This window comes from Stenotrophomonas koreensis, from assembly GCF_001431525.1.
Lineage (GTDB): Bacteria > Pseudomonadota > Gammaproteobacteria > Xanthomonadales > Xanthomonadaceae > Stenotrophomonas > Stenotrophomonas koreensis.
Genome location: NZ_LDJH01000031.1, coordinates 57177 through 76746, shown reverse-complemented (window position 1 = coordinate 76746; position 19570 = coordinate 57177). Strand labels below are relative to the sequence as shown.

Sequence of the window (19570 nt, the reverse complement as noted above, 5' to 3'; positions counted from 1 at the left end):
GCCGCGGGCCGGGTGATAATGCCGGCCCCGTCCGGTTGCCTGGCGCCTGCGCGCCCGGGAGTACGTTTTGCCTGCCACGATCTGTGCCGTCGTCGTCACCTACAACAGCGCCTCGACCCTGGAGGACTGCCTGCAGCGGCTGCGCCAGGCCGCCGGGATCAGCCAGATCCGGGTGATCGACAACGGCTCGGTCGATGACAGCGTGGCCATTGCCCGCCGCCATGCCGATGCCGATCCACGGCTGCGCTGCCTCGCCAACACCGACAACCCCGGCTTTGCCGCCGCCAACAACCAGGGTGTGGCCGACAGCAGCGCCAGCTGGCTGGCCTTCATCAACCCGGACCTGCTGGTCGAGCCGGGTACGCTGGCCGCACTGGTGGAGCGCGGGCAAGCGCTGGGGGAATGCATCCTCGGGGTCGAGCAGGTCGATGTGCACGGCGTGCCGGACCCGGCAGTGCGCCGGCGCGACCCGGATTTTGCCGCGATGCTGCGCCACCCGCGCCGCGGCATGCAGCTGGCGATCGCAGCCGATCCGCGCCAGCGCCTGCAGCAGGTGCCGGCGCTGTCCGGCGCGCTGCTGGTGATGCCGCGCAGCCTGTTCGAGCGCCTGGGGGGCTGGGATGCCGGCTACCGCCTGCATGCCGAGGACCTGGACCTGTGCCGGCGCGCGCGTCAGGCCGGGGCCACCGTGGCCATCGCCAATGACCTGCAGGTGCTGCACGTGCGCGGGGTGTCCAGCCGCTCGCGGCCGCTGTTTGTGGAGTGGCACAAACACCGCGGGTTGTGGCGCTATTTCCAGCGTTTCGAGGCCCCAGCACGCAGTCTGCCGGTACGCCTGGCGGTGTGGGCGGCAATCTGGGCGCACGCGTTGTTGCTGCTGCCGCGCCTGCTGCTGCGGCGCTGAGCGCAGGCTCACACCCGGCGATGAATGCGGCAGGCATAATGCCGGCATGATCATCCAGTCCCTGCTCGATACCGACCTGTACAAGTTCACGATGATGCAGGCGGTACTGCACCAGTACCCCGGCGCCATCGTCCAGTACCGTTTCAAGTGCCGCACCCCGGGCATTGACCTGGCTCAGTTCATCGACCAGATCAACGCCGAGATCGACCACCTGTGCCGCCTGCGCTTCAGCGCAGAGGAGCTGGATTACCTGGCCAGCCTGCGCTACATGAAAAAGGATTTCATCGATTTCCTCGGCCTGTTCCGGCTGGACCGCAAGTACATCGACCTGCGCCCCTCGGCGACGGTGCCGGGCGAAATCGCGCTGGACATCACCGGCCCCTGGCTGCACACCATCCTGTTCGAGGTGCCGCTGCTGGCGATCATCAACGAGGTCTGGTTCCGCAACACCAGCCAGGCCGATTTCGCCGAAGGAGAGCGCCGGCTGGCAGCCAAGACCGCGCTGCTGCGCGATGCCCCCGGGTTCGAGAACTGCCGGATTGCCGATTACGGCAGCCGCCGGCGCTACTCGCGTGCCTGGCACGGGCACATGCTGCCGTTGATCCGGCAGCAGCTGGGCAGCCAGTTTGTCGGCACCTCCAATGTGCATTTCGCCCGTATCTACGGCATGACCCCGCACGGCACGATGGCCCACGAATGGCTGCAGGCCTTCCAGGCGCTGGGCCCGCGGCTGATCGATTCGCAATCGGTGGCGCTGGAGAGCTGGGCGCGCGAGTACCGCGGTGACCTCGGCATCGCGCTGTCGGACGTGGTCGGGCTGGAAGCTTTCCTGCGCGATTTCGACATGTACTTCTGCAAGCTGTTCGACGGCATCCGGCATGACTCGGGCGATCCGTTTGTATGGGGCGACCGCATCATCGAACACCTCAAGGCCAACAAGACCGATCCGCTGAGCAAGGTGCTGGTATTCAGTGACGGGCTGAACATCGCCAAGGTGATGAAGCTGTACGACTACTTCCGTGGCCGTTGCCAGGTCGCCTTCGGGGTCGGTACCCACCTGACCAATGACCTCGGCCCGACGCCGCTGAACATCGTGATCAAGATGATCCGCTGCAACGGTCAGCCGGTGGCCAAGCTGTCCGACTCGCCGGGCAAGAGCATGTGCGATGACCCTGGCTACCTGGCCTACCTGCGCCAGGTGTTCAACCTGCCGCCGGAGCCGGCTGCCTGAACCCTGTGCCCGGTGGGGGGGCGGTGTCAGCAGCAACAGCAACAGCAACAGCAACAGCGCCGCCCCTCGGGGCGGCGTCTGCATGATGTGGCGCCGGCGGCCTCATTCCAGCGCGTAGCGCAGCGCAAACAGCGCCGCCACGATCCACACCGCCAGGTGCACCTGGCGCCACTTGCCGGTGCCGGCCTTGAGCACGGCATAGGCGATGAAGCCGAAGGCCAGGCCGTTGGCGATGGAGTAGGTGAAGGGCATCGCCAGTGCGCACAGCGCGGCTGGCACCGCTTCGGTCAGCTCGTGCCACTCGATCTCCACCAGCTCGCGCAGCATCAGCCCGGCCACATACAGCAGGGCCGGCGCGGTGGCATACGGCGGCACCATCGCCGCCAGTGGCGAGAACAGCAGTGCGGCCAGGAACAGCGCGGCGATCACCAGTGCGGTCAGCCCGGTGCGGCCACCGGCCTCGACCCCGGAAGCACTCTCGGCAAAGGCGGTGGTCGAGCTGGTGCCCAGCAGCGAGCCGACGGTGATCGCACTGCTGTCGGCCAGCAGCGCACGGCCGAACCGTCTGTCGGCATCGGGCAGTTTCAGCAGTCCGGCACGGCTGGCCACCCCATACAGCGTGCCGGTGGCATCGAACACCTCCACCAGCACGAACACCAGCACCACCTGCAGCAGTACCGACCAGGCCGCGCCTTGTTCCCAGTGCAGCAGGCCGGGCAGGTCCAGCTGCAGGAAGGTCGGCGCCAGTGACGGCGGCAGGGACATCAGCCCCTGCCACTGCACCAGGCCCAGCGCCCAGGCGATGGCGGTGACGCTCAGGATCCCGATCAGGATCGCTCCGCGCACCCGGCGCGCTTCCAGGATGGCGATCAGCAGGAAACCGCCCATCGCCAGCAGCGGCGGCGCGCTGTCCATCGGCCCCAGCCGCACCAGGGTGTCGGCATCGGCGATGACCACGCCGGACTTCTGCAGCGCGATGATCGCCAGGAACAGGCCGATGCCGGCCACGATCGCGCTGCGCAGCGAGGCCGGAATGCCGGTCACCAGCCATTGCCGCGCGCCGGTCACCGACAGCAGCAGGAACACGATGCCCGAGATCAGTACCGCGGCCAGTGCCTGCTGCCACGGCAGGCCATTGGCGCCGACCACGGTGAAGGCGAAGAACGCATTCAGGCCCATCCCCGGCGCCATCCCGACCGGGAAATTGGCCATCAGCGCCATCACCGCACTGCCCAGCGCGGCGGCCAGACAGGTGGCCACGAACACCGCGCCGGGGTCCATGCCGGTGGTGCCGAGAATGGCCGGGTTGACGAACACGATGTAGGACATCGTCAGGAAGGTGGTCAGCCCGGCCAGCAGCTCGGTGCGTACCGTGGTGCCGTGGGCGGTGAGCTGGAACAGGCGTTCGGGCAGCGACATGGGTCTGGGGTCTGCAGCGGGTGAGTGGTGAGGATGGCGCCGTTGCCGGCAAGGCCTGGTGCAGGTGGCGGCCCGGTGCAGGTGGGGCGGGGAACGGAAAACGGCCGCATGCAGCGGCCGTTTTGCGGTGCCGATGCCGGAGGGTTCCGGCGCCGGACTTACTTCAGGGCCTTGAAGCGCAGACGCTTCGGACCGGCATCGTCGCCGAGGCGACGCTTCTTGTCCTCTTCGTACTCGCGGTAGTTGCCCTGGAAGAACTCCACGTGCGAGTCGCCCTCGAAGGCGATGATGTGGGTGGCGATGCGGTCCAGGAACCAGCGATCGTGGGAGATCACGAAGGTGTTGCCCGGGAATTCCAGCAGCGCATCTTCCAGTGCACGCAGGGTTTCGATGTCCAGGTCGTTGGACGGTTCGTCCAGCAGCAGCACGTTGCCACCCTGCAGCAGGGTCTTGGCCATGTGCAGGCGGCCACGCTCACCACCGGAGAGCGAGCCGACCATCTTCTGCTGGTCCTGGCCCTTGAAGTTGAAGCGGCCGATGTAGGCGCGCGACTGGATCTCGATGCCGTTGATGTTGAGGATGTCCAGGCCACCGGCGATTTCCTGGAAGACGTTGTGGTTGCCCTCCAGCTTGTCGCGGCTCTGGTCCACGTAGGACAGCTTCACGCTCGGGCCGACGATGATCTCGCCCGAATCCGGCTTTTCCTGGCCGGTGATCATCTTGAACAGGGTCGACTTGCCGGCGCCGTTGGGACCGATGATGCCCACGATCGCACCCGGCGGCACGATCATCGACAGGTTGTCGATCAGCAGGCGGTCGCCGAACTTCTTGGAGACGTTCTTGAACTCGATCACCGAGTTGCCCAGGCGCTCGCCCGGCGGGATGAAGATCTCGTTGGTCTCGTTGCGCTTCTGGTAGTCAACGCTCTGCAGCTCTTCCAGGCGGGCCAGACGGGCCTTGCCCTTGGTGCGGCCGCCCTTGGCGTTCTGGCGCGACCACTCCAGTTCCTTCTGGATCGCCTTCTGGCGGGCCTTTTCCTGGTTGTCTTCCTGCTTCAGGCGCTCGTCCTTCTGCATCAGCCATTCGGTGTAGTTGCCCTTCCACGGAATGCCGCGGCCACGGTCCAGTTCCAGGATCCACTCGGCGGCGTTGTCCAGGAAGTAGCGGTCATGGGTGACCGCCACCACGGTGCCGGTGTAGCGGGCCAGGAACTGCTCCAGCCACTCCACCGATTCGGCGTCCAGGTGGTTGGTCGGTTCGTCGAGCAGCAGCATGTCGGGCTTCTGCAGCAGCAGGCGGCACAGCGCAACGCGGCGCTTTTCACCACCGGACAGGTTGCCGATCACCGCATCCCACGGCGGCAGGCGCAGCGCGTCGGCGGCCACGTCCAGCTGGTTTTCCAGGGTATGGGCGTCGCCGGCGGCGAGGATCGCCTCCAGCCGCTCCTGTTCCTTGGCCAGCGCGTCGAAATCGGCGCCTTCCTCGGCGTAGGCGTCGTAGATCTTGTCCAGCGCGGCCTGGGCCTGCAGTACTTCGCCGACGCCTTCCTCGACGGCCTCACGCACGGTCTGGTTCGGATCCAGACGCGGTTCCTGTTCCAGGTAGCCGACCTTGATGCCCGGCTGCGGACGGGCCTCGCCTTCGAAGTCGGTGTCCACGCCGGCCATGATCTTCAGGACGGTGGACTTGCCGGCGCCGTTCAGGCCCAGCAGGCCGATCTTGGCGCCCGGGAAGAAGCTCAGCGAGATGTCCTTGATGATCTGCCGCTTGGGCGGAACCACCTTGGACACGCGGTTCATGGTGTAGATGTATTGCGAGGACATGACGTCTCCGTAAGCGCACGCCGCCGCCCGGCCCGGGGATCGGGCAGGCGCAGCGCAGAAAATTAAGCAGCCGATTATAGCCGTTCCGGGCCGGCGGCTCCGGGCCGGGGGTGGCCCCAGGCTTGCCGTCAGGTGAATGAAATCGGCGGCGGGCGATCCGGGCACTTCCCCGGTTCAGTTGTTTTGGGCAATAACGTCACCACCCACCCATCTGACAGGGCCTGATCATGAAGATGACTTCTCTTGCCATAGCAACCCTCGGCGCGGTGCTTGCGCTGGGCATGGCTGCGCCGGATGCGCAGGCCGCCGGTGACCGCGACGACCGACGTGGCCATCATGGCTGGGATGACCGCGGCCGCGGCCATGACCGTCGCGATGACCGCCGTCACTATTCGGCCGGTTACCGTGAGGGTTACCGCGATGCCCGCCGGCATGACCGCCGTCCGCCGCACGGCTGGGCCCGCGGCCATGACTACCGCCGCGGCTACCGCGGCCCGGTCTACGTGGTCAACGATTACCACCGCTACGACCTGCGCCGCCCGCCCCGTGGCCACCACTGGGTGCGCGATGACCGCGGCAACTACCTGCTGGTGGCGGTGGCCACCGGGATCATCGCCGACCTGCTGCTGCACCATTGAGTGGCAGCCAGGCCTGGCATCAGGGCGCCTGCGGGCGCCCTTTTCATTGGTGGCGCCAGGTGACCTTCGGGCGGGGAGCCGGGCAGGTGGGCAGGCTACAATGTCCGCCATCACCTCCTCACCCGCCCGGAGCAGCCGATGTACTCGCGTGAAGTCACCATTGCCGCCTACGACCCCGAACTGGCCAAGGCCATTGCCGCCGAATGCCAGCGTCAGGAAGACCATGTCGAGCTGATTGCCAGCGAGAACTACACCAGCCCGGCCGTGATGGAGGCCCAGGGCAGCCAGCTGACCAACAAATATGCCGAGGGTTACCCGGCCAAGCGCTACTACGGTGGCTGCGAGTATGTGGATGTGGCCGAGCAGCTGGCGATCGAGCGCCTGAAGCAGCTGTTCGCTGCCGACTATGCCAACGTGCAGCCGCACTCCGGTTCGCAGGCCAACCAGGCGGTGTACTTCGCCCTGCTGCAGCCCGGCGACACCATCCTGGGCATGAGCCTGGCCCATGGCGGCCACCTGACCCACGGTGCCAAGGTCAACGTCTCGGGCAAGATCTTCAACGCGATCCAGTACGGCGTGAACGAGGCCGGCCTGATCGACTACGACGAAGTCGAGCGGCTGGCCATCGAGCACAAGCCGAAGATGGTCATTGCCGGCTTCTCGGCCTATTCGCAGGTCATTGACTGGGCGCGCTTCCGCGCCATCGCCGACAAGGTCGGTGCCTACCTGTTCGTGGACATGGCCCATGTCGCCGGCCTGGTCGCCGCCGGTGTCTATCCGACCCCGGTGCCGCACGCACATGTGGTCACCTCGACCACCCACAAGACCCTGCGTGGCCCGCGTGGCGGCATCATCATTGGCAGCCAGGCTGGCGCCGGCGAGCAGTTCGAGGAGATCGCCAAGAAGCTGCAGTCGGTGGTGTTCCCAGGCATCCAGGGTGGCCCGCTGATGCACGTGATCGCGGCCAAGGCCGTGGCCTTCAAGGAAGCACTGGAGCCAGGTTTCAAGGCCTACCAGCAGCAGGTGGTCAAGAACGCCCAGGCGATGGCCAACACCCTGATCGCCCGTGGCTACAAGATCGTCTCCGGCGGTACCCAGAACCACCTGATGCTGGTGGACATGATCGGCAAGGACGTGTCCGGCAAGGACGCGGAAGCGGCGCTGGGACAGGCCCACATCACCGTCAACAAGAACTCGGTGCCCAACGACCCGCGTTCGCCGTTTGTGACCTCCGGCCTGCGCCTGGGTACCCCGGCCATCACCACCCGCGGCTATGTCGAAGCGGACTGCATCGAACTGGCCAACTGGATTGCCGACATCCTCGACGCCCCGGCCGATGAAGCCGTCATCGCCCGCGTGCGCGAGGCCGTCTCTGCCCAGTGCCGCAAGTACCCGGTCTACGGCTGATTGATGACCGCCAACCGGTCGTTTGACTGGGCCGGCAGCCTCTACAAGGGGCTGTCGGTGGTTGCCGCGCTGCTGAGCCTGCCAATCATTGCGGTGACGGCTGTCTTCGGTGTCCTGCCGATGGCGGCTGAATTTCCCTCATGGCTGTCGCTGTGGTTCCTGGCGATGGTGGTGATGGTGTTGTCAGGCTGGTTGGCCTGGTACCGCTTGACCGTGGCCTTCTGGCGCAATGGCAGTGCAGGTTTGCGCGAGGCGGCGCGGGCCTGGTGGTGGCTGTTGCAACTGGCCATCGTGTTTTCGTTGTATTTCTTTTTCAGCGAAGTCGTTTCTACGCTGCGCGCTGGCAAGGCCAACCTCATTGTGTATGGCGTACTGTCGGCACAGCTGTGTTCGCTGTATCTGCTTTATCTGCGTTGCCGGACACGCTGATCCGCGCGCATCATCACCGGGGCACCGGTTGGAGTTCTCACGCATGCACTGTCTTTTCTGCCAGCACCCCGATACCCGTGTGATCGATTCGCGTGTTTCCGAAGATGGCGCCACCATCCGTCGCCGCCGGGTCTGCGAGGCCTGTGGCGAGCGTTTTTCCACGCTGGAAACGGTCGAGCTGAAGCTGCCGGCGGTGATCAAGAGCGATGGCGGCCGCGAGGCGTTTGATGCGCGCAAGCTGCGCACCAGTTTTGACCGCGCGCTGCAGAAGCGCCCGGTGGCCGAAGAGCAAGTCGAGGCGGCGGTGCGCGCGGTGATCCACCAGATCCGGATGGGTGGCGAGCGCGAGATTCCGTCGATCAAGATCGGTGAATTCGTGATGGCTGAGCTGCGCAAGCTCGACCATGTCGGCTATGTCCGTTTTGCCTCGGTCTACCGCTCCTTCCAGGACGTGGCCGATTTCCGCGAGGCCATTGCCACGCTGGAAAGCGACGCCCCGGATGCTGGCGACAAGCCATGAGTGATGCGGGGCTGGCGTTTTCGGCCGTTGACCATGGGCACATGGCGCGTGCGCTGCAGCTGGCCGAGCGGGCCCGCTTCAGTGCCCGGCCCAATCCGGTGGTGGGCTGTGTGATTGCCCATGGCCCGGCCGTGGTCGGCGAGGGCTTCCATATCCGTGCCGGCGGCCCGCATGCCGAGGTGCATGCGCTGCGCATGGCCGGTGAGCGTGCCCGCGGCGCGACCGCCTACGTCACCCTGGAACCCTGCGCCCATTACGGGCGCACGCCGCCGTGCGCGCTGGCCCTGATCCAGGCCGGGGTGGCGCGGGTGGTGTGTGCGGTCGGCGATCCGTTCGACCAGGTCGCCGGTGGCGGCTTCGAGCTGCTGCGCCAGGCCGGGATCGTGGTCGAGGTCGGCCTGATGGCCGCGGCCGCGCGCGAGTTGAACATCGGTTTCTTTACCCGGATCGAGCAGGGCCGGCCGTTCGTGCGGATCAAGCTGGCGGCCAGCCTGGACGGGCGCACCGCGCTGGCCGATGGTGCCTCGCAGTGGATCACCGGCCCGCAGGCGCGCGCCGATGTGCAGCACTGGCGCGCGCGCGCCGGTGCGGTGCTGACCGGTGCCGGCACCGTGCTGGCCGATGATCCGCGGCTGGATGTGCGCCTGGAACCGGGCATCGAGGTGGCCACCGGTCTGCGTGTGGTGCTCGATGCCGGCCTGCGCAGCCTGGCGCGGGCCAATGTCCGCAGCGGTTGCACCCCGACGCTGTACCTGCATGCGCCACAGGCCGCAGTGCCGGCAGGGGACTGGGGCAGTGCGCAGTTTGCGCCGGTGGCGGTGGCCGCCGATGGCCGGCTGGAGCTGGCCGCAGTGCTCGCCGCGCTGGCCGCGCGCGGCATCAATGAAGTGCATGTGGAAGCCGGTGCGCAGCTGTGCGGCGCACTGGTCGCCGCCGATCTGTATGACGAACTGCTGCTGTATCAGGCGCCGACCCTGCTCGGTGATGCCGCCCGTCCGTTGCTGGCCGGGTTGGCCATTGAGGCCATGGCGCAGCAACGCCGGCTGCAGCTGTGCGAGGCGTTGATGGTCGGCCAGGACCTGCGCCTGCGGCTGCGTCCGCGCAGCTGAAGGCGGGCAATGAAAACGGGCCCCGCAGGGCCCGTTTCGTGTACAGCGCAGTGCGGATGCTGGCCGCTTAGAAGCTGGCGCGCACGCCGGCCGAGTACTGGGTCACATCGCCGATCCACTGGACCTCGCCCACCAAGCCCCAGGTCGGGTTGAACTTGACCTGGCCACCGAGGGTGCCGACGAACTCGCTGTCCATCTTGCTGCCGTCCATCGCACCGGCGCGGACCCAGGCCTCGGTGCGGGCCGACGGGGTGCCACGCAGGCCCAGGGTGGCACGGCCGGCATTGATGCTGTCTTCCCACTTGCCGTTGAAGTCGGCAAAGCCGCTTTCCACCGGGATGCCCGATACCTTCAGGGTGTCCTTGACGCGGACATAGGCGATGTCGGCGGTGAAGTCCACACGCTCGCTCATGTTCATGTGCCAGCCCAGGCCCAGCTCGGCCTGTTGCAGGGTGTACTTGGCGCGGATCTGGCCTGCACCGTCACTCTCGGACAGGTTGCTGTAGCTGCCGAACACATGGGTGGACGGGGTGAAGGCATATGCGCCGCGGACGTAGCCGCCGTTGCCCTTCAGCGTGCCGAGGAAATCCATATCGGCCTCGGCACGGGTGAAGCCGGCTTCGGCGTAGGTATAGCTCAGGTTCTCGGTGGCGTGGGCAGCCAACGGGGTGGCGGCCAGCAGGGCAGCCAGAATCAGGGTCTTGCGCATGGGGATCTCCATCAGGGAATGTCCATTTCAGCCGGCGCCGAATGGGCCGGAGGTGTGCAGGCGTCATGTCTGCGGCCGGCATTATTGTGCAAACGGTCACAAAAGTGAATCTGGCTGGCCGCTGCTATACTTGCCCAGCCGGGAAACCGGCAACCAACAAACGTCTTCAGGGCGGGGTGCAATTCCCCACCGGCGGTAGGGGTGAAAGCCCGAGCCCGCGAGCGCTTTGATGCAGCTGTCCCCCGGGCAGAAGTGTTGAAGGTCAGCAGATCCGGTCCAATGCCGGAGCCGACGGTTACAGTCCGGATGAAAGAAGACGGCCTGCGCGCAGCCGATGGGCTGTGCGCGTGCCTGTTTGCCTTGCGGCGTTTTTCGCTCAATCACTGCGGAGAACGTTTTGTTTACAGGAATCATCGAAGGCGTCGGCCGCATTGCCCGACGCGAATCACTCGGCGGCGACGTCCGCTTCCATGTCCAGGTCGGTACGCTGCCGTTTGACGCCGTGCAGCTGGGCGAGAGCATTGCGGTCAATGGCGTCTGCCTGACCGTGATTGCCTTTGACCAGGACAGTTTCCAGGCCGATGCCTCCACCGAGACCCTGGGCCTGACCACCCTGGGTCAGCTGGCCGAAGGGGCGCACGTCAACCTGGAGCGGGCGATGCGCCCGACGGATCGTTTCGGCGGCCATATCGTCAGCGGCCATGTCGATGGCGTCGGCAGTGTGGTCTCCATCGACCAGGACGCGCGCGCGCTGCGCTGGCGCTTTGCCGCCCCGGCCGCGCTGCTGCGGTACATCGCCAAAAAGGGCTCGATCTGCGTCGATGGCGTCAGCCTGACCGTCAACGCGGTGGATGATGCCGGTTTCGAAGTGGCACTGATCCCGCACACCGTGGCCCATACCGCGTTTGCCCACACCGGTGTCGGTGCTGCGGTGAACCTGGAAATCGACCTGATCGCCCGTTATGCCGAGCGCCTGCTCGGTGCTGGAGACAACGCATGAACTTCGCCCCGATTCCCGAACTGCTGGAAGAAATCCGCCTGGGCCGCATGGTGGTCATCGTCGATGACGAGGACCGCGAGAACGAAGGTGACCTGATCATGGCCGCCGAGCTGGTCAAGCCGGCCGACATCAACTTCATGGTCACCCATGCCCGCGGCCTGGTCTGCCTGTCGGTGACCCGCGAGCGCACTGCCCAGCTCGGCCTGGCGCCGATGGTGAGCAACAACACCGCGCAGTTCCATACCAATTTCACCGTGAGCATCGAGGCCGCCGAAGGCGTGACCACCGGGATCTCGGCCTACGACCGCGCGCATACCATCCGCACCGCGGTGCGCCCGGATGCCCGGCCCAATGATCTGACCCAGCCGGGCCACATCTTCCCGCTCACCGCCCAGCCCGGCGGCGTGCTGACCCGTGCCGGCCACACCGAAGCGGCCAGCGACCTGCCGCGGCTGGCCGGGCTGGAGCCGGCCGGCGTGCTGGTGGAAATCCTCAATGCCGATGGCACCATGGCCCGTCGCCCGGAACTGGAAGTGTTCGCGCGCGAGCACGGCCTGAAGATGGGTTCGATTGCCGACCTGATCGCCTGGCGCCTGGCCAATGAACACACCGTGGAGCGGGTTGACGAGCGCGCGATCCAGACCGAGTTCGGCCCGTTCCAGTTGATCACCTACCGCGACCGCATCGCCCATGACCTGCACTTTGCGCTGGTCCGTGGCATCCCGGACAAGGCCACCCCGACCCTGGTCCGGGTCCAGGTGGAAAACCCGCTGGCCGACCTGCTGCACTGGCGCCGTGACGATTTCGGCGTGGCCGCCACCGATGCCTTGCGCGCGATCGATGCGGCCGGGCAGGGCGTGATGGTGGTGCTGAGCGCACCGCGCGATTCGGCCAGCCTGCTGGCGCGGCTGCGCGCCGAGCCGGTGCCGGCCGGCAACAGCAAGGATGTGGGCCAGTGGCGGCGCAACGGTGCCGGTGCACAGATCCTGGCCGACCTCGGCCTGGGCAAACTGCGCGTGCTCGGCACCCCGCGGCGGCAGGTCGGGCTGGCCGGCTACGGCCTGGAAATTGTTGAAACCGTGGCGTTGCCGGCGCCATGACGGCCGGTACTCAGCCAGACCGGGTTAAACTTTCCCACCCTTCAAGCCCCCAAAGCCCATGAGCCATTACGAAGGCGATCTTCGCGCCCCCGCCAATGCCCGCTTTGCGATCATCGCTGCGCGTTGGAATGCCCGTATTACCGATGTGCTGGTCACCGGCGCGCGTGAGTGTCTTGCCGCCAATGGCGTGGATGCCGGCGCGGTGGATGTGGTCCGTGTTCCCGGAGCCTGGGAAGTGGCGCTGGCCGCCGAGCAGGTGGCCAAGGCCGGCCGGCATGCCGCGGTGATCGCGCTGGGTTGCGTGGTCCGTGGTGATACCCGGCATTACGAGCACGTGGCCGACCGTTGCGCCGAAGCACTGATGCGTACCCAGCTGGATCACCGCCTGCCGGTGGCCAATGGCGTGCTGGCGGTGGAGCGCTACGAGGATGCCGAGGCCCGTGCCGGTGGCAGCCATGGCAACAAGGGGGAAGAGTGCGCCCTGGCGGCGCTGGAAATGGTCAATCTGCTGGAGAAGCTGTAATGAATACCCCCAAGAGCGGCAAGCCTGCCGGCAAGCCGGTGCGGCGCGATGGCGTCGATCCGGTGCTGCGCTCGCGTGCGCGCCGGCGCGCGCTGCAGGCGATCTACGCCTGGCAGATTTCCGGCGGCAATGCACAGACCCTGCTGGCCCAGTTTGCCCATGAGCAGGCGCACGAAGTGGCCGACCTGGCCTATTTCGAGGCGCTGGTGCATGGCGTGCTGGACCACCGCAAGGAACTGGATGCGGCGCTGGCCCCGTTCGTGGACCGCGGCGACATGGAAGCGGTCGATGCGATCGAACGTGCGGTGCTGCGGGTGGCTGCCTACGAGCTGCGTTACCGCATCGATGTGCCGTACCGGGTGGTGATCAACGAAGCGATTGAAACGGCCAAACGCTTTGGTTCCGAGCATGGCCACACCTATGTCAACGGTGTGCTGGACCATGCCGCGCTGGAATGGCGCAAGGCCGAATCCACGCGCTGAGTGCCGCTGGCAGCGTCGGATGTCGGGTTTTCAACGCCGGGGCCGGGTGATCGGTGCCGGCGTTGTGGTTTTGGCGCCAGCTTTCGGCCGAGGATGAGCAACGATGCGCCTGGATGAGTTTTCGCTGATCGAACGCATTGCCGCGCGTACCGCCGCGCGTGCCGACATCATGCTTGGCATCGGCGATGACTGCGCACTGCTGGCGCCACCGGCAGGGCAGGTGCTGGCGGTGACTGCCGATACGCTCAATGCCGGCGTGCATTTTCCGCTGGAGACGCCAGCGTTTGACATCGGCTGGAAAACCCTGGCGGTGAACCTGTCCGACCTGGCCGCGATGGGCGCGCGTCCGGCCTGGTGCACGTTGGCCTTGTCGTTGCCGGACAGTGACCCGGTCTGGCTGGAGGCCTTTGCCGATGGCCTGTTTGCGCTGGCCGATGCCGCCGGGATCACCCTGGTCGGTGGCGATACCACGCGCGGGCCGTTGTCGCTGTCGGTCACCGCGATGGGCTGGGTGCCGGCCACGCAGGCGCTGCGCCGTGACGGTGCATGCGCCGGTGACCAGGTCTGGGTCAGCGGGGTGCCGGGCGAGGCCGCGCTGGCGCTGGCGCTGTGGCAGCAGGGCCGGCTGGATGTGGCCGCGGAGCAGGCCGATCCATTGCTGGAAACCCTGCGCCAGCGCCTGCTGCGGCCCAGCCCGCGCAACGCACTCGGCCTGGCCCTGCGTGGCATCGCCAGCGCGGCGATCGATGTCTCCGATGGCCTGGGCGCCGACTTGGGCCATGTCTGCCAGCGCAGCGGCCTGGCCGCGCAGCTGCAACTGGCCGCGCTGCCGGTGTCGCCGGCGCTGGCCCGCTTCGCCGCCGGCGAGCAGGCCTGGCCGCTGCAGACCGGCGGTGGCGATGACTACGAACTGTGCTTCAGCGCCCCGGCCGCCGCCCATGACCGGGTGCTGGCCGCTGCCGCCAGCGCCGGGGTTGCGGTGCACTGCATCGGCCGGCTGCAGGCCGGGCAGGGCGTGCACTGGCAGGATCCGGCTGGCCGGCCGTGGCTGCCGCCGCGGCGCGGCTACGACCACTTCGCCAGCGCGTAGTGCGGTGGCGTGGCTGTCCCGGGTGGGATGTGCTCAGCCCGGTGGCAGCAGCTTGCCCGGGTTGAGGATGCCGGCCGGGTCGAAGGCGTGCTTGATCGCCCGCATCAGCGCCAGGGTTGCCGGGTTGAACGCCGCCGGCATGAAATCGCGCTTGGCCAGGCCGATGCCATGCTCGCCGGAGAGCGTGCCGCCCAGCGCCAGCACCAGCGCGAACACTTCCGGCAGGGCGGCCTGGGCGCGGGTGTTCTGCCCGGCATCGTCGGGGTGGTAGAGGATGTTGACGTGCAGGTTGCCGTTGCCGGCGTGGCCGAAGGTGACGATAGGCAGCGCGAAGCGCGCCGACAGCGCCTGCACCCCGGCCACCAGTGCCGGCATCTGCGACACCGGTACCACCACGTCCTCGTTGATCTTGCCCGGGGCAATCGTCTTCAGCGCCGGGGACAGCGCGCGCCGGGCCGCCCACAGCCGTTCGCGGGCCACGCCGTCGGTGGCCACGTCCATCTCCAGCAGGCCCTCGCCCTCGCAGGCGCTGCCCACTGTGCCGAGCAGGGTCGGCAGGCTGTCTTCATCGCCTTCCACGTCCAGCAGCAGCATCGCGCCGGCCTCGGGCACCGTGGCGCCATTGCCGCGCAGCAGCTGCAGGCTGCGCGCATCCAGGAACTCGCATACCGTCGGCACCACCGGCTGGGCCATGATCCGCGCCACCGCTGCCGCGGCCGCTTCGGCATCGCGGTAGAAAGCGCGCAGCCCGGCGCGGGCGGCGGGCAACGGGTGCAGTTTCAGGGTGGCCTCGACGATCACCGCCAGCGTGCCCTCGCTGCCGACCAGCAGGTGGGTCAGGTCATAGCCGGTGGCGTCCTTGGTCCATGGTCCGCCGCAGACGATCAGCTCACCACGGCCATCGACCGCCTTCAGCCCGAGTACGTTGTCGCGGCTGGTGCCATACCTGACCGCACGCGGCCCGCCGGCATTGGTGGCCAGGTTGCCGCCGATGCTGCAGCTTTCGAAGCTGGACGGATCCGGTGCCCAGAACAGCCCGTGCGGGCGCAGCGCCTGCTGCAGGCTGCCGTTGAGCACGCCGGGCTGCACCACCGCGCAGCGGTCGGCCGGGTTGATTGCCAGGATCCGGTCCATCCGGGTCATTACCAATGCCACGCTACCCGGGGTGGGCACGGCCGCACCGGTGGTGCCGGTACCGGCACCGCGCGCCACCAGCGGCACGCGCCAGGCATGGCACAGACGCACGACCGCCTGCACCTGCTCCAGGTTGCGCGGGCAGGCCACCAGTGCCGGCCGTTGCTCACGCCAGGAGTTGTCACCGGCCTGCGCCTGCAGGCTGGCGCTGTCGCGGTGCAGGTCAGCGCCGAGGAGAGTGTGCAGCTGCTGGACAAAATCGGCAGGGAGTTCGCTCATGCGCATGTCAGTAGTCATCGGCGCGGAAGGCATCACGCAGCCAGTGCAGGGGCGCCGCTCCGGCCTGGGCCAGCACCACGTCAAAACGGCAGGTTGCCTGCGCCCAGGCCGGGTGCGCGGCCAGCCAGCCCCGGGCGGCGCGGATCACCTGGCGGCACTTGCGGGCGTCAAGCGAGGCCAGCGCACCGCCAAAGCCGGCGCCGCTGCGCTGGCGGACCTCGACAAACACCAGCGTATCGCCGTCACGCATCACCAGGTCCAGCTCGCCGAAGCGGCTGCGGGCGTTGCGCGCCAGCAGCTGCAGCCCGGCGCGCTGCAGCAGGGCCAGTGCTGCCGTCTCGGCAGCGGCCCCGCGTTGCAGGTGCTCAGCGGCCATCCACGATCGGCTGGGCATGCCCGCCGCTGAAAGTAGACCAGACCGGGCGGCGCAGCACCTGGCCGCTGCCATCCAGATAAAGCAGGCCGGTCGCCGCCGGCAGCCCTTGGTCGGTACTGGTGGCCAGGCGCGGCAGGTAGGCGCTGATCTTCCAGGCATCGTGGCCGAAGGCGAACAGGCGTGCCGCGGCGCCGCGTGCGGTCGGCAGGCGGCCGGCCAGTTCGTTGGCCGCCGGCAGCCCGTCCACGCGCTGGCTGCTCCAGCGCTCGTCCGGGAAGGCGATGCCATCGAGCACCTGGTCTTCTTCCGGCTTGCCGGTGCCCAGGGTCAGCTGCGAGCTGCCGACCCGGGTTGCGCCGGCCAGCCCGGCCAGCGCCAGCTGTGGCGCCAGTGCCCTTGCCTGCGGGCCGCGCACGGCCAGGAACACCGCCTCGGCCGGCAGCTGCAGCTGGCTGCTGATGTCGGCCGGGGTGTCGCTGACCGCCACGCTGGCCAGCACCTGCCCGCCACGTTGGCTGAATTGGGTGTTGAACGCGGCGGCGGCACGGCGGCCGTTGTCATCATTGCTGTGGATCACCAGCGCCTTGCTGCGCTCGCGGGCGAGCAGGAACTCGGCGGCCATCACCCCGTCATCTTCCGGGGCCAGCGAGAAGGCCAGGTGGCCCTGGGGCGGCAGCGTCCTGCCGTGGTTCAGGGCCTGCACGGGGACGGGCAGCGGGCTGCGTGCGAACAGCGCATCGACCTCGTCGCGGCCGAGCGGGCCGATCACATAATCGGCGCCGGCGGCCACCGCCCGGTCATACGCGGCCAGTGCGCCGGCAGCGGTACCGGCGGTGTCGATGAACTGCAGCTCCGGACGCTGCCGGTGTTCGGCGTAATAACCGGCGAGCAGGCCGTCACGTACCGGGCCGGCAGCGGTGGCGAGCTGGCCGCTCAATGGCAGCAGTACCGCAATCCGCCCCGGCGGACGGTAACCGTCGCGCTCGGCGGCGGCGCGCTTGCTGAAGTCCGGCAGGCTGGCCGGATCCAGCTGCAATGGCCGTGGCAGGGTCAGGCCGCGGGCGATCAAGGCACGCCCGGCCTGGTTGTAGAAGGGATCGCCAACGGCCAGCGCCGCGCTGCGCTCGCGCAGGCTGGTGTCATCCACCCGTGCCAGCAGGCGCTGGAGATCTGCCTGCGCCTGGGTGCGTTGCGCCCCGTCCAGCACCGGCAACGCACGGCTCAATGCCGCCGCTGCGGCGAACAGGTCGCCTTGCGCCTGGTGTGCGGCCGCGGTGGTCAGCAGCCAGGACGCCTGCAGCGGGGCATGCACGGCGGCGGTGCTGCCGAGCAGGGTCAGTGCCTGTGCCGGCTGGTTGGCAGCCACTGCCTGGATGGCCTGCAGCAGCTGGTAACGCTGGCTGCTGGCGCCACTCAGGTGACGGCTGTTGAGCTGGCCGAGCAGGGATTGTGCGCGGGCGCCATCACCGGCCAGGTGCCAGCCCCAGGCCGCATCGGCCAGGGCCTGGCTGCGTGCAGCGCCACGCAGGCTGCCGGCCTGGGTTTCCAGCGCCAGTGCGGCCTCGCGCGGTTGCCCACCCTCAAGCTGCGCCAGCGCCGCCTGATGTGCCGGGCTGGCGGTCGGGGTCACCGTGGTGGTGGCGCAGCTGGTCAGCAGGGCCAGGCTGAGCGACAGGGCGGACAAGCGCAAGGAGGCGTTTTTCATCTCAGGGTCCATTGTGCGCATGCGCGCCAGGGTGGGTGCAAGGAAGCGGTAGGATTCTAACCCTGACCATGACAAAGCCGTCCCAAGAAGATGTCCACCGCTACGCTGTATGTGATCGCCACCCCGATCGGCAACCTTGCCGATATCTCTGCCCGCGCACTGCAGACGCTGCGCGAGGTTGCTGCGGTGTGTGCCGAAGACACCCGCCACACCCGCCCGCTGCTGGCCCACTACGGCATCGACAAGCCGTTGATCGCCCTGCATGACCACAACGAGGAGGCGATCGCCGACAAGGTCGTGGCCCGGCTGCTGGCCGGCGAGTCACTGGCGCTGGTCTCCGATGCCGGCACCCCGCTGGTCTCGGACCCGGGCTTCAAGCTGGTGCGTGCGGCGCGTGCGGCCGGAGTAAAGGTCAGCCCGATTCCCGGCGCCTGCGCCGCCATCGCTGCGCTCAGTGTGGCCGGGCTGCCGAGTGACCGCTTCGCCTTTGAAGGCTTCCTGCCGGCCAAGGCCAGCGCCCGTCGTGAGCGTCTGTCGCGCCTGGCCAGTGCCACTGCGACGCTGGTGTTCTATGAGTCCTCGCACCGGATCGAGGAGTCGCTGGCCGACATGCTGGCCATCTTCGGCGGTGACCGCCCGGCCGTGCTGGCGCGCGAGCTGACCAAACTGTTCGAGACCGTGCTCGATGGCGACCTGGCCAGCCTGCTGGCCCAGATCCAGGCCGATCCGAACCAGCGCCGCGGCGAATTCGTGGTGATGGTGCAGGGGGCTGGTGATGACGAGGCGGCGCAGATTGCCGAAGGCCGCCGCCTGTACGCCCGGCTCAACGAACACCTGCCGCCCTCCACCGCGGCCAAGCTGGCCGCTGAACTGAGCGGTGCGCCGCGCAAGGCGTTGTATGGGCAAGCCGATCACCACTGAGCTGAGCTGGCGCGCCGATACTCCCACCGCGTTGCAGGCCCAGCTCGGGCTGGAAGGCCTGCCTGCCGGGCAGGCGGCGCTGCTGGACAAGAAGTCACGCGAGCGCTGGCTGATCGCGGTGTGGCTGACCGCCTTTGCCGACCAGCTGCGCTACCCGTTGCGCGTGCACAGCAGCGAGCGCCCGGATTTCCTGCTCTCCGCCCCGGGCCTGGCGGTCGGGGTGGAGTGCATGGAAGTGGTGCCCGAAGAGCTCAAGCGCCTGCAGACGCAGCTGCGCGACATCAATTCCGGCTGGCTGCGGCCGGTGCTGGCGCCCGGTGAGCATGACTGGGACTGGTCCAACCCGCTGCTGCAGCGCCTGCTTGCGGCCAAGGGCGGGCGTCCCGGATTCAATGGCGAGGACCCTGTCGCACTGTGGCTGGCGGTGATGCGCTGGGCGGTGGCCAAGAAGCGCGATGTGATCGGCCGCGAAGGCTTTGCCCGCCAACCGCGGAATGTGCTGCTGCTGCATGACAACTGGCCACTGCCGGCATTGCCGTGTGCCGGCCCGGGCGATGACGCCGAGCAGCAGCGCTGGCAGGGAGTGCTTGATCAGCTGTATGCCCAGTTGCTGGCTGATGGTGCCTTTGTCGACTGGCAGCAGGTGGCTATCGTGCACCCGGCGCGGGTCTGGAAGATCCAGCGTGATGGCGTGCGCTGCCGGCAGCGCGACTGAGTGCACGGTAGTGGCTGCCGCGTTTGTGCAGACTGTGTGTGATCACACGCGATCTG

General features: G+C 68.0%; 20 protein-coding genes and 1 riboswitch. Of the genes, 14 read left to right on the top strand and 6 right to left on the bottom strand.

Going from position 1 to position 19570, the window contains the following annotated elements; genetic code table 11:
* Nucleotides 1-67: 67 nt before the first annotated feature.
* Nucleotides 68-904 (top strand): glycosyltransferase family 2 protein, encoded by an 837-nt coding sequence (locus tag ABB25_RS13670; RefSeq protein WP_152981239.1) that lies wholly within the window; start codon nucleotides 68-70, stop codon nucleotides 902-904.
* A 46-nt stretch (nucleotides 905-950) separates the two neighbouring features.
* Nucleotides 951-2135: a nicotinate phosphoribosyltransferase gene (gene pncB, locus ABB25_RS13665; protein WP_057667716.1), complete on the top strand. Its 1185-nt coding sequence runs from the start codon at nucleotides 951-953 to the stop codon at nucleotides 2133-2135.
* Nucleotides 2136-2237: 102 nt separating this feature from the next.
* On the opposite strand, the gene ABB25_RS13660 is transcribed toward pncB, so the two are convergent.
* Together ABB25_RS13660 and ettA are read right to left on the bottom strand one after the other, a co-directional pair.
* Nucleotides 2238-3554 carry an NCS2 family permease gene (locus ABB25_RS13660; protein ID WP_057667714.1) on the bottom strand — a complete coding sequence of 439 codons (1317 nt, stop codon included), beginning with the start codon at nucleotides 3552-3554 and terminating at the stop codon, nucleotides 2238-2240.
* A 158-nt stretch (nucleotides 3555-3712) separates the two neighbouring features.
* Nucleotides 3713-5377 (bottom strand): energy-dependent translational throttle protein EttA, encoded by a 1665-nt coding sequence (gene ettA, locus ABB25_RS13655; RefSeq protein WP_057667712.1) that lies wholly within the window; start codon nucleotides 5375-5377, stop codon nucleotides 3713-3715.
* Nucleotides 5378-5604: 227 nt separating this feature from the next.
* Between ettA and ABB25_RS13650 the strand changes: the two genes are divergently transcribed.
* The 5 genes from ABB25_RS13650 (at nucleotide 5605) to ribD (ending at nucleotide 9480) form a co-directional block, all read left to right on the top strand.
* The gene (locus tag ABB25_RS13650; protein ID WP_057667710.1) at nucleotides 5605-6015 is read left to right on the top strand and encodes an RcnB family protein; all 411 of its coding nucleotides are present in this window, start codon (nucleotides 5605-5607) and stop codon (nucleotides 6013-6015) included.
* Nucleotides 6016-6153: 138 nt separating this feature from the next.
* Nucleotides 6154-7422 (top strand): serine hydroxymethyltransferase, encoded by a 1269-nt coding sequence (gene glyA / locus ABB25_RS13645; RefSeq protein WP_057667708.1) that lies wholly within the window; start codon nucleotides 6154-6156, stop codon nucleotides 7420-7422.
* Between the two features lie 3 nt (nucleotides 7423-7425).
* Entirely contained in the window at nucleotides 7426-7851 is a 426-nt protein-coding gene (locus tag ABB25_RS13640; protein ID WP_057667706.1) for a hypothetical protein, read from the top strand.
* Between the two features lie 43 nt (nucleotides 7852-7894).
* Nucleotides 7895-8371, top strand: a complete 477-nt coding sequence (gene nrdR / locus ABB25_RS13635; RefSeq protein WP_057667704.1) for a transcriptional regulator NrdR — start codon at nucleotides 7895-7897, stop codon at nucleotides 8369-8371.
* Nucleotides 8368-9480, top strand: a complete 1113-nt coding sequence (ribD, locus tag ABB25_RS13630; RefSeq protein ID WP_057667702.1) for a bifunctional diaminohydroxyphosphoribosylaminopyrimidine deaminase/5-amino-6-(5-phosphoribosylamino)uracil reductase RibD — start codon at nucleotides 8368-8370, stop codon at nucleotides 9478-9480. Before nrdR ends, ribD begins: the two co-directional genes overlap by 4 nt.
* 67 nt (nucleotides 9481-9547) lie before the next feature.
* Here ribD and ABB25_RS13625 read toward each other — a convergent pair whose 3' ends face one another.
* Complete coding sequence (locus ABB25_RS13625; protein WP_057667748.1) at nucleotides 9548-10189, bottom strand: outer membrane beta-barrel protein; 642 nt, start codon at nucleotides 10187-10189, stop codon at nucleotides 9548-9550.
* A gap of 158 nt (nucleotides 10190-10347) precedes the next feature.
* Nucleotides 10348-10511, top strand: a riboswitch (FMN riboswitch).
* 75 nt (nucleotides 10512-10586) lie between these two features.
* On the opposite strand from ABB25_RS13625, the gene ABB25_RS13620 reads away from it, so the two are divergent.
* From ABB25_RS13620 to thiL, 5 genes are all read left to right on the top strand, one after another.
* Entirely contained in the window at nucleotides 10587-11189 is a 603-nt protein-coding gene (locus tag ABB25_RS13620; RefSeq protein WP_057667700.1) for a riboflavin synthase, read from the top strand.
* Nucleotides 11186-12289: a 3,4-dihydroxy-2-butanone-4-phosphate synthase gene (gene ribB, locus ABB25_RS13615; protein WP_057667694.1), complete on the top strand. Its 1104-nt coding sequence runs from the start codon at nucleotides 11186-11188 to the stop codon at nucleotides 12287-12289. Before ABB25_RS13620 ends, ribB begins: the two co-directional genes overlap by 4 nt.
* A 58-nt stretch (nucleotides 12290-12347) precedes the next feature.
* Nucleotides 12348-12812 carry a 6,7-dimethyl-8-ribityllumazine synthase gene (gene ribH, locus ABB25_RS13610; protein ID WP_057667693.1) on the top strand — a complete coding sequence of 155 codons (465 nt, stop codon included), beginning with the start codon at nucleotides 12348-12350 and terminating at the stop codon, nucleotides 12810-12812.
* Complete coding sequence (gene nusB, locus ABB25_RS13605; protein WP_057667692.1) at nucleotides 12812-13294, top strand: transcription antitermination factor NusB; 483 nt, start codon at nucleotides 12812-12814, stop codon at nucleotides 13292-13294. Before ribH ends, nusB begins: the two co-directional genes overlap by 1 nt.
* 109 nt (nucleotides 13295-13403) lie before the next feature.
* A complete protein-coding gene (gene thiL, locus ABB25_RS13600; protein ID WP_057667746.1) occupies nucleotides 13404-14384 on the top strand; it encodes a thiamine-phosphate kinase in 981 nt (326 codons plus the stop codon).
* Between the two features lie 33 nt (nucleotides 14385-14417).
* Here the strand turns inward: thiL and ABB25_RS13595 are convergent, their stop codons facing one another.
* From ABB25_RS13595 to ABB25_RS13585, 3 genes are read right to left on the bottom strand one after another with little or no spacing between them, the layout of a single operon-like run.
* On the bottom strand, nucleotides 14418-15797 hold the full coding sequence (locus ABB25_RS13595) for an FAD-binding oxidoreductase (RefSeq protein ID WP_057667744.1): 1380 nt from the start codon (nucleotides 15795-15797) through the stop codon (nucleotides 14418-14420).
* A 7-nt stretch (nucleotides 15798-15804) separates the two neighbouring features.
* Nucleotides 15805-16173 (bottom strand): YraN family protein, encoded by a 369-nt coding sequence (locus ABB25_RS13590; protein ID WP_057667690.1) that lies wholly within the window; start codon nucleotides 16171-16173, stop codon nucleotides 15805-15807.
* On the bottom strand, nucleotides 16163-17878 hold the full coding sequence (locus ABB25_RS13585) for a penicillin-binding protein activator (protein WP_057667688.1): 1716 nt from the start codon (nucleotides 17876-17878) through the stop codon (nucleotides 16163-16165). The genes ABB25_RS13590 and ABB25_RS13585 overlap by 11 nt, the downstream gene beginning before the upstream one ends.
* A 90-nt stretch (nucleotides 17879-17968) precedes the next feature.
* Between ABB25_RS13585 and rsmI the strand changes: the two genes are divergently transcribed.
* Together rsmI and ABB25_RS13575 are read left to right on the top strand one after the other, a co-directional pair.
* The gene (gene rsmI, locus ABB25_RS13580; protein WP_057667686.1) at nucleotides 17969-18799 is read left to right on the top strand and encodes a 16S rRNA (cytidine(1402)-2'-O)-methyltransferase; all 831 of its coding nucleotides are present in this window, start codon (nucleotides 17969-17971) and stop codon (nucleotides 18797-18799) included.
* The gene (locus ABB25_RS13575) at nucleotides 18777-19514 is read left to right on the top strand and encodes a hypothetical protein (protein WP_057667684.1); all 738 of its coding nucleotides are present in this window, start codon (nucleotides 18777-18779) and stop codon (nucleotides 19512-19514) included. The genes rsmI and ABB25_RS13575 overlap by 23 nt, the downstream gene beginning before the upstream one ends.
* Nucleotides 19515-19570: the final 56 nt, after the last annotated feature.

What these genes read in the sequence shown, in the direction of transcription:
- pncB (WP_057667716.1), top strand. Translation starts at nt 951, where the DNA reads ATGATCATCCAGTCCCTGCTCGATACCGACCTGTACAAGTTCACGATG.
- ABB25_RS13660 (WP_057667714.1), bottom strand. Translation starts at nt 3,554, where the DNA reads ATGTCGCTGCCCGAACGCCTGTTCCAGCTCACCGCCCACGGCACCACG.
- ettA (WP_057667712.1), bottom strand. Translation starts at nt 5,377, where the DNA reads ATGTCCTCGCAATACATCTACACCATGAACCGCGTGTCCAAGGTGGTT.
- ABB25_RS13650 (WP_057667710.1), top strand. Translation starts at nt 5,605, where the DNA reads ATGAAGATGACTTCTCTTGCCATAGCAACCCTCGGCGCGGTGCTTGCG.
- glyA (WP_057667708.1), top strand. Translation starts at nt 6,154, where the DNA reads ATGTACTCGCGTGAAGTCACCATTGCCGCCTACGACCCCGAACTGGCC.
- ABB25_RS13640 (WP_057667706.1), top strand. Translation starts at nt 7,426, where the DNA reads ATGACCGCCAACCGGTCGTTTGACTGGGCCGGCAGCCTCTACAAGGGG.
- nrdR (WP_057667704.1), top strand. Translation starts at nt 7,895, where the DNA reads ATGCACTGTCTTTTCTGCCAGCACCCCGATACCCGTGTGATCGATTCG.
- ribD (WP_057667702.1), top strand. Translation starts at nt 8,368, where the DNA reads ATGAGTGATGCGGGGCTGGCGTTTTCGGCCGTTGACCATGGGCACATG.
- ABB25_RS13625 (WP_057667748.1), bottom strand. Translation starts at nt 10,189, where the DNA reads ATGCGCAAGACCCTGATTCTGGCTGCCCTGCTGGCCGCCACCCCGTTG.
- ribB (WP_057667694.1), top strand. Translation starts at nt 11,186, where the DNA reads ATGAACTTCGCCCCGATTCCCGAACTGCTGGAAGAAATCCGCCTGGGC.
- ribH (WP_057667693.1), top strand. Translation starts at nt 12,348, where the DNA reads ATGAGCCATTACGAAGGCGATCTTCGCGCCCCCGCCAATGCCCGCTTT.
- nusB (WP_057667692.1), top strand. Translation starts at nt 12,812, where the DNA reads ATGAATACCCCCAAGAGCGGCAAGCCTGCCGGCAAGCCGGTGCGGCGC.
- ABB25_RS13595 (WP_057667744.1), bottom strand. Translation starts at nt 15,797, where the DNA reads ATGAGCGAACTCCCTGCCGATTTTGTCCAGCAGCTGCACACTCTCCTC.
- ABB25_RS13590 (WP_057667690.1), bottom strand. Translation starts at nt 16,173, where the DNA reads ATGGCCGCTGAGCACCTGCAACGCGGGGCCGCTGCCGAGACGGCAGCA.
- ABB25_RS13585 (WP_057667688.1), bottom strand. Translation starts at nt 17,878, where the DNA reads ATGAAAAACGCCTCCTTGCGCTTGTCCGCCCTGTCGCTCAGCCTGGCC.
- rsmI (WP_057667686.1), top strand. Translation starts at nt 17,969, where the DNA reads ATGTCCACCGCTACGCTGTATGTGATCGCCACCCCGATCGGCAACCTT.
- ABB25_RS13575 (WP_057667684.1), top strand. Translation starts at nt 18,777, where the DNA reads ATGGGCAAGCCGATCACCACTGAGCTGAGCTGGCGCGCCGATACTCCC.